We start from the raw sequence: 5131 nt of genomic DNA on the forward strand, positions 1-5131 counted from the left end.
AATTTGGAGGAACGCAACGACTATTACCCTTTCGGTGGTTTGATGGGCAAGGGCTTGAACGGCGATTTCCAATCCTACAAATACAACGGCAAGGAACTTGAACGCCAAATCGGTCTCGACATTTACGACTATGGGGCAAGACGCTACGATGCCGCCACCTGCCGCTTCACAACGATGGATCCGCTGGCGGAGAAATATTACTCCACAAGTCCTTATGCGTATTGTGTAAATAATCCGATGCGGTATGTTGATCTGGATGGGAAAGTAGTGGTGATTGCTAATGGTTCTTCTGAAAGTTTCAAAAACTCATTCATTGAAGCGATTAAATATCTGAACGAGAAAGGTTGTGGATACCTTTATAATTACCTTAATTCTGTAAATGAAGTTTATATTATAAAGGAAACTATGGAAACTTACAATTCTTTTGATTACCTTACAAAAATAATAGAATGGAATCCGAATAATGGTTTGGATACATTTAATACAATACTATCTCCTGTTTCACGTTTAAATCATGAATTTGCTCATGCGGTAAACTTTCAAAAAAATCCGGATGAATACAAAGAAAATATAAAACAACTCCCCGAGGGGCATGTTGATGAGTATTATGATTCTATAGAAGAAAAAAATGTAATCACCGGCTCGGAAGTCAAAACTGCAGTCGCATTAGGAGAGATATCAAATGATGAAATTACAAGAGACGGACATTATGGAAATCCAATAAAAACAATAAATCCAATCTCAAATAAGCCAAAGGAAGAAGTAAAAAATGTGATAATATATGGAAATAAGAAGAAATCGTTATAGAATAGATAAATATATGGAACAGATAATCATACTGATACTATTAATCCTCCCATTCACCTGTTTGGGGAAGGATATTAATAAGGTGGACAGCATAGTTGTTTTATATGCAGGTTGGTATAAGGAGACAGATGTGAATGTTTCATGTAAATCATTTGAAAAGGCTTTCAAATCAACAGGATATATTTCAACAGATATTTCAATTATAGATAAGTTGCAGAGAAGAATTGAAAGACTTAAGCCGTCTGGAAATCCCGTGATAGATGTTCGATGCAAGATTTATTTTTATTTTTCGGGCGAACTTCTGGCAACTATGTGTCTTGATAGGTTTCATGCACTGTATGATGGCAAGTATTATAAAACATCCAAGAAGTTGTTGGCTTTGATAAATAATATTATGGAGAAAGAGGTAAGATATGATATAGTACCAAAGGCTGTCGTGGAAGACTCAATAGTTTCTGACAAAACAGTTTTAATAAATTACATGGATTCCATATCAAACATTTTGAATTTACATCAGTCGGAAGAGTTGCGCGGTTATTGTATTGCGGATAAAGAGGGAAACATAATAAAAATATCTTTTAGACAGAAAGACTCTGGTACGAAAATACCTCAATGCTATATTGAAAAGATAGAGGATATTTATAAAAAAACGATAAAATGGAATCCTGATAAGGAACGTATGAAAACGGACAGGATACCAATAAAAATCATTTTTTAAAATAATAACGATATAAACAAAGAGCCTGATAACAATAGACTATAACTTGATGTTTTGTGCATATACGATGATTCAAATTATAAATCGAATGGATATTCCATTGGAATTATTAGGGGGAATCTTTAATAAAAAAAATTCCTATCAGTTAAATATACATTCTAAATATTATATTTATGAAGAAATATGTAAAATATATAAAATGTTCTCTTATATTTGTCTTTAGTGCATGTTCACCAAAGGCTTCGGAGATTTTTTCATAAGCGTTGGGATTAATGACATTAAAGAAAACCAAATGCAGGAATTGTCCTATGAGCGCAAACAGTATGTTGACTATCATGTACCATCTGTGGGCACAATATCCGACCCAATAATTGATTTTGATGTCAAGTACGACACGTTAAAGAAATACGGTGTTGGTATGGTTGGCGATGTGATGTTCTGCAAAGATGATAGTGGATATTGGGACACTTCACGAAAAGACTCCATTCGACTTAGAGAAGTTGTGATTTTAGGAATAAGAGAAGGAACGGTTGTCAGATACAATTCAAGAAACCCGATAGATTTTAAAAAATGCGGAATCCCTTATGAGGTCCTGTCTTCAATAAGGGAGGATTTCTTTTTTCGAATGAAATATACTAAATTTGATTTGGTAAAGACAAAAAGTAATGGTTATACTTATAGTCACTATTACGTATTATATTGATGTAAAGCAGAAAACCCGAGCATTGGAATCTGCTAAAGTATAATGTATTAAAGATACTTTTGTTAATACGCAACTCAATTGTTAGAATGATAAATATTGATAATTATGGTAGTATTGGTTTTGATTGTTTTTTGTTTCATCTTCGTTGCCCTCGGCTTGTTGATGATAGACAAGTATAGCAATAAGAGATTGGTAATTATAGTACTGTTTTTGATATTCTTAGGCTTTTTATCTACGAGGTACAGACATTTTCAAACCGTAAATGGTGTCACTTTCACTGTATGGAACACAACTGAAGGCTGTTATGTCATGCCGTATGTATATTTGGGATTGTTTCATCCGAAAGATGATTATATAATTTTCTCTAATCGGGGAGGCCTGACAATATTTTTAAAAGATGAAAAAACTATGTTGTGTTTTTTTGAGAGTAGTGATACTTTAAACTGTAAAATTAATAGTTTTAATTGTCAAGTATTTCCACAGCCAAATTACAAAAGAAGAGCCGATGGCTTATTTTATTATGCTCCAATTGAAGATCCTGATTCTCATTATAGGAAACGTGAAAACATTCGTAAAAGAAAAGATCAATACTATATACTTTATCCTTCCATTGCTATTGACACATATGATTTCGTAAATATATATGTTAAAGATAATTTGAGAAACAATGATTTATAACATAAATTTCCAGCCATACAAGTACAATAGTGAGGTGGTCGAACACCAAATTGATCTGAAATATATGATTATGGCACGCGATACTATGATATATCAGCTGGCGGAGAAATATTACTCCACAAGTCCTTATGCGTATTGTGTGAATAATCCGATGCGGTTTGTTGATACTGATGGGAAAAAGATTAAGACTATTTTATATATAAATAATAGTAATGATCCTACAAGCTATTATAATAGCCCAATAAATTTTAGAAACGCAATGTTTATGTTTGCTAAAACCTCTTTTGGCAAGCAGGTCATTGCAAATCTAACCCCTAAGGGGTCACATTTATTTGGAGTAGCGGGGAATGGAAAATATGCAGAGTTCAACTTGGTGTTACAAGAAGAGCAGATTTACGATCAACAAACAAGGACTGCAAAATTTCACGTTGGGAATCATTGGATTGCTGCTCAAACACAAATGGGTGTGGACGATTATGGAAGACCTAAGTTCACGATAATATTTGATTTGGATTATTCAGAAGCAGAGTTGGTTGAAACCATAACACATGAATTTACAGTTCATTTATCTAATATTTATGACATCTTTGATGCGTATTTGAGAACAGGTAATTCCGATGAGTCCAAACGAATTTGGAATCGTTATACACAAAGTGAAGAACATGAAAATTTACGGGAAACAGACAAAAAGAAACAATTACGTGGTACTATAAATTACAATAACACAAGAGACGAACTTATCAAAAAATATCCGGATTTAAAGGAAACTTTTTATAATGCAAGGAAATAGTATGAGAATTTGTAAAATAATAATGGCATCGTTTTTCATTATTCTGTTTGTAGGATGTGGTAATTCTGTTAAGAGGACAAAATTTTATCCTTCAGACTGGACGAAAGAGTTCGTCACGATGTATAGCGATGACACAATATTTATTTATAAAGTTGACCGTGAAAAAACACAGTCAAAACTTGTGATAAAATTATATAAATTCCAAGGTAATTATTACACAGATGACATGGGAGAGGATAGAAAAATGGTAATGTCAAACAGTATGGAGTTTGACACACTATATAGTGATAACATGAGGAATCTCCCTCACAGGATAATAGTTGAGAATGCCGGCAACAATTTAATGTCATCATCTATATTTAATGAAGACGTAAACACATATTTGGAATTAAAGTTGGTTTATGATATCAACTATGACATAAAATATATTCAAGACTGGAGTCCGTATATCACATACACGCCTGTCCCAGAATAATATTCACATTGAAAAAATGAATAGACACTATGAAGAAAATCAAAATATCAATAGTATTGTGTGCAATAATGACATTATGTGCATGTAATGATACTGTAAATACAAAGTTATACCGACCATCAAATGGTGCTGAAAGTATTTCTGTAATAGAAGACAGAGATACCATATCAATATGTGAAGTGGGACGCGAAGACAGACAAGAAAAACTCTTATGGAAATTTTATAAAAAAGAACAGTATTATTACCTTGCCAATTCTGATGGGAAAAGAATACTTGTAATGTCGAACTATTTAATGTCTGGCGCAAATGATGCAAAAACCGGCTTGTATCAAGACAATAAAACAAATATTGGAAATAAGGAGGCTTCTGTAATAGAATCGGCATTGCTTTCAAACGATACCATGACTTATAAATACGGAAATGTGTCAGGAAATAAAATCCAATGTTTCCACTATGATTCCAATAGGAAACTCGTCATTTCAGAGCATGTGAAAATGAACAATAAATATAATAAGTCTGGTGAATATCAGCATTATGTGATATACATTGAGAATGCGGGAGATTCTTTAATAGCAACGTCCATATCAATAAACGATACTATTCGCATTAAAATGATATATGACCAAAATTATAAAATAAAGAATGTTCAGAATTGGATGCAATATACAACATATAAGCCGGACAAACAATAATGATATCTTGTTCTATATGTAAACTCAATTAAAAAGTATGAGTAAGAAATTTGCAAAATAGAATATAATGTGCTAAATTTGCCACAGAAAGTTACGATGTCTAATAACAGATTTGTGAAATACACTTACAGCGACTCGTGTGCGAATGGCAAATTGGAGGAACGCAACGACTATTACCCTTTCGGTGGTTTGATGGGCAAGGGCTTGAACGGTGATTTTCAATCCTACAAATACAACGGCAAGGAACTCGAACGCCAAATCGGTCTCG

Annotated in this window: 7 protein-coding genes and 1 pseudogene; all 8 read left to right on the forward strand. The window is 33.1% G+C overall.

What is annotated here, in order from left to right; genetic code table 11:
- Positions 1–807: RHS repeat domain-containing protein (locus EII32_RS10865; protein ID WP_148096827.1), on the forward strand; the 807-nt coding region annotated here is incomplete at its 5' end.
- Positions 808–820: 13 nt separating this feature from the next.
- The gene (locus tag EII32_RS10870) at positions 821–1525 is read left to right on the forward strand and encodes a hypothetical protein (protein WP_125235417.1); all 705 of its coding nucleotides are present in this window, start codon (positions 821–823) and stop codon (positions 1523–1525) included.
- Positions 1526–1751: 226 nt separating this feature from the next.
- Entirely contained in the window at positions 1752–2228 is a 477-nt protein-coding gene (locus EII32_RS10875; RefSeq protein ID WP_125235418.1) for a hypothetical protein, read from the forward strand.
- Positions 2229–2417: 189 nt separating this feature from the next.
- Entirely contained in the window at positions 2418–2906 is a 489-nt protein-coding gene (locus EII32_RS10880; protein ID WP_125235419.1) for a hypothetical protein, read from the forward strand.
- Positions 2907–2976: 70 nt separating this feature from the next.
- Positions 2977–3696 (forward strand): hypothetical protein, encoded by a 720-nt coding sequence (locus EII32_RS10885; protein WP_125235420.1) that lies wholly within the window; start codon positions 2977–2979, stop codon positions 3694–3696.
- 22 nt (positions 3697–3718) lie between these two features.
- The gene (locus EII32_RS10890) at positions 3719–4171 is read left to right on the forward strand and encodes a hypothetical protein (RefSeq protein WP_125235421.1); all 453 of its coding nucleotides are present in this window, start codon (positions 3719–3721) and stop codon (positions 4169–4171) included.
- A 29-nt stretch (positions 4172–4200) separates the two neighbouring features.
- Entirely contained in the window at positions 4201–4863 is a 663-nt protein-coding gene (locus tag EII32_RS10895) for a hypothetical protein (RefSeq protein WP_125235422.1), read from the forward strand.
- Positions 4864–4941: 78 nt separating this feature from the next.
- Positions 4942–5131: pseudogene (locus EII32_RS10900) on the forward strand (hypothetical protein); the annotation flags it as partial.

Origin of the sequence: Prevotella sp. OH937_COT-195, assembly GCF_003932845.1 — a bacterium.
GTDB lineage: Bacteria > Bacteroidota > Bacteroidia > Bacteroidales > Bacteroidaceae > Prevotella.

Coding starts and splice junctions, on each gene's coding strand:
- EII32_RS10895 (WP_125235422.1), top strand. CDS start 4,201: ATGAAGAAAATCAAAATATCAATAGTATTGTGTGCAATAATGACATTA.
- EII32_RS10875 (WP_125235418.1), top strand. CDS start 1,752: ATGTTCACCAAAGGCTTCGGAGATTTTTTCATAAGCGTTGGGATTAAT.
- EII32_RS10885 (WP_125235420.1), top strand. CDS start 2,977: ATGGCACGCGATACTATGATATATCAGCTGGCGGAGAAATATTACTCC.
- EII32_RS10890 (WP_125235421.1), top strand. CDS start 3,719: ATGGCATCGTTTTTCATTATTCTGTTTGTAGGATGTGGTAATTCTGTT.
- EII32_RS10870 (WP_125235417.1), top strand. CDS start 821: ATGGAACAGATAATCATACTGATACTATTAATCCTCCCATTCACCTGT.